Here is a 2,479-nt window from a genome sequence, read left to right as displayed (position 1 = left end):
CCTCGTTCGCCGGGATGTTCTCCGGCTCCTCCTGCGGCTGATCAGACTCCGCCGGAGTGGTCCCCGTCCCCCAGGTCACCACCGGGGGGGCCTCGTAGGGGTTCGGCGGGGCCTTGTCCGGCCCGGAATGCGACGGAGGGGCGAAGGGGTCCACCTCGAACGACGCGGTGGTCACCTGTGTCGTCGGAGCCGCCATTGCCGTCGTGGCGGGGAGAACGACGCCTCCCGTGACCGCCGCCGCCACGATGGCCGCGACACCCAGGCGGACGGAGTTCTTCCGGATCCTGCGAGCCATGGTTTTCTCCCGTTGGCAGTGAAGAGGCGCCCACGTGGCGCCCCTCGCCTCGGTTCCAGTAGGCCGGAACCACCCCGGCGAGGTCATGCCCCAACATTTCGGGACTTGACACCACCGGGGACGGCCGTGACCCCGGTCTCCTCGCCTCACCCGCTGCCACCAGGACGGGCGGACGGCGGGCGAGACGAGGCCGTCGGGGCGGAGCCCCAGGCTTTGCGCCGCACGACGCTGGCCTCCGCCGCGCCAATTCAGCCCGCCGGCGATTGAGGCGCGGGGTCCGGGGCGGAGCCCCGATCTTTGAGCCGCACTCTCCGGCTGCGCCGCCAAATTCAGCCCCGCCGGCGTTTGAGGCGCGGGGTCCGGGGCGGAGCCCCGATCTTTGAGCCGCACGGCTCCGGCCCCGCCGCACACACCGGCCCGGCTAGGTGGTCGGCGTGGCGACCGCGTGGTACGTGCGGCCGCCGGCGACGTACTCGCCCAGCGGGACCATCCCGAGGCCCTCGACGTGCACCCTCCACGACGGCACGTTGCCCGCCTCGATGAACGCCACGACCGCGTCGGCCCGTTCCGAGGCCGCCGCCACGGCCATGGTGAACAGGGCCCGGGCCACCCCCCGCCCCCGGTACGCGGCGTCGACCACGACCGGCCCGTAGAGCAGCCACCGCGCCTCGCCGAGGGGGTGCCCGTCCCACTCCAGGGTGTCCTGCGCACGGAGCAGGCCTGCGACCGGCGGCGGGGGATCGGCCAGGTCCGCCGCCACCGACAGGGCGAGCAGGCCGGCGACCCGGCCGCGGTCGTCCGCGACCAGCAGCTCCCCGGCCCGGGCCATCGCCCCCAGGACTCCGGCGTCGAAGCGGCCCTGCACGAACCCCTGCTCCGCCCGCTGCCGCTCCGTCAGGGCGTCGTGGTGGTTGGCGGCGAAGAGCTCGGCCATGGCGGGCGCGTCGGCCTCGGTGGCGTACCGGTACTGCATGCCGCCGATCGTGCCACGCCCCCACCGCCCGCCGCCGTCCCCGACACCCCCGCTACGGGTGAAGGAGGGTCCGGGCCCGGGTGAGGTCGACCCGGGCGCCGCCGCCCACGGACAGGAAGCAGCCGGCCTGCCACGCCTGCGTCGCGCGGGCCTGCCGGCTCTCCACCGCGGTCCACGGCGGGTAGACCCGGAAGGCGCGTTTGCCGCCCGCCCCGGCCACGGACAGGACGCCGCGCTCGCGGAGCACCTCGCGGGAGAAGACGAACTGCCCGAAGCCGCCCGCGTCCCGGGTGCTGACGACGAGGAGGTCGATCGGGTCCGCCACGTCGAAGGGCCGGATCGGCCCCGCTTCGGACCGCTTCCACACCGTGACGAACTGCCCGGCCTTCGTCGGGGTGGTCCTCGCCGCGCGGAAGGTGACGCGCAGGCCGTCCAGCGTGAAGGCGTACGCCCCGTACTCGGCGCTCTCCGCCTCGGCGACCGGCCGGGAGCACGTGAACCCGCAGGGGTCGTAGACCAGCGCCTTCGCCGCGCGGAGATCCTCGTGGACCTCACCCGCGCCCGCCCAGGGCGCCGCGGACTCAGGCATGGTCGTACACCGTCACCTCGACGTCCCGCGCACACAGCGCGTCGGTGATCAGCGGCTCGATGCGGGACCACCTGCCGCCCGCGAGCCCGCACCCGATGCGCGGCATGTGGACGCCGGCCCCCAGCTCCTCGGCGTGCCCGGCCAGCGCGTCGAGGCAGCGCGCCACGGCGTCGTAGCGGATCGGCGGGCCCCCGCTCCCGGTGCGCATCCCGCGCTGCCCGACCATGTTGGCCACCCAGGTGTCGGGCTTCACCCGCACGACCTGCACGGCGCCCAGCCCGAAGTCGTTCCCGCCACGCCCCCGGTGCCAGCCCCGGTACGCGGCCTCCGGTTCGGGCCACCGCTTCGAGACGGCCAGCACGAAGCCCTTCCCCCAGCCGCCGAGGTCGTTGCAGAGGTGGGCGATGACCTTGGGCCCCTTGGCCTGGGGGCTCGTCGCGTCCCCGGCGATGATCCGTAGCGGCTTCATGCACCGAACGGTAGGCGAGGGCACCGACAGCGCGGGGGGGGGGGGGGGGGGGGGGGGGGGCCCCCCCCCCCCCCCCCCCCCCCCCCCCCCCCCCCCCCCCCCCCCCCCCCCCCCCCCCCCCCCCCCCCCCCCCCCCCCCCCCCCCCCCCCCCC

General features: G+C 76.1%; 3 protein-coding genes and 1 pseudogene. All 4 read right to left on the bottom strand.

The annotated features are described in order from the left end of the window. Positions 1 to 295 (bottom strand): annotated as a pseudogene (locus ACFYP3_RS27810) (hypothetical protein); the annotation flags it as partial. Between the two features lie 421 nt (positions 296 to 716). Beyond that, the gene (locus ACFYP3_RS27805) at positions 717 to 1,268 is read right to left on the bottom strand and encodes a GNAT family N-acetyltransferase (protein ID WP_388838007.1); all 552 of its coding nucleotides are present in this window, start codon (positions 1,266 to 1,268) and stop codon (positions 717 to 719) included. Positions 1,269 to 1,320: 52 nt separating this feature from the next. After that, positions 1,321 to 1,857, bottom strand: coding sequence for a MepB family protein (locus ACFYP3_RS27800; RefSeq protein WP_388838004.1), 537 nt, complete (start codon positions 1,855 to 1,857; stop codon positions 1,321 to 1,323). After that, the gene (locus ACFYP3_RS27795; RefSeq protein WP_388838001.1) at positions 1,850 to 2,326 is read right to left on the bottom strand and encodes a macro domain-containing protein; all 477 of its coding nucleotides are present in this window, start codon (positions 2,324 to 2,326) and stop codon (positions 1,850 to 1,852) included. The genes ACFYP3_RS27800 and ACFYP3_RS27795 overlap by 8 nt, the downstream gene beginning before the upstream one ends. Positions 2,327 to 2,479 lie beyond the last annotated feature (153 nt).

This window comes from Streptomyces sp. NPDC005533, assembly GCF_042871845.1.
Lineage (GTDB): Bacteria > Actinomycetota > Actinomycetes > Streptomycetales > Streptomycetaceae > Streptomyces.
Note: the sequence above shows the minus strand (reverse complement) of the source record. Positions and strands in the feature narration are given on the sequence as shown.

Bases quoted from the DNA above. Each gene is read 5' to 3' on its own strand.
- ACFYP3_RS27795 (WP_388838001.1), bottom strand. From the start codon at position 2,326: ATGAAGCCGCTACGGATCATCGCCGGGGACGCGACGAGCCCCCAGGCC.
- ACFYP3_RS27805 (WP_388838007.1), bottom strand. From the start codon at position 1,268: ATGCAGTACCGGTACGCCACCGAGGCCGACGCGCCCGCCATGGCCGAG.
- ACFYP3_RS27800 (WP_388838004.1), bottom strand. From the start codon at position 1,857: ATGCCTGAGTCCGCGGCGCCCTGGGCGGGCGCGGGTGAGGTCCACGAG.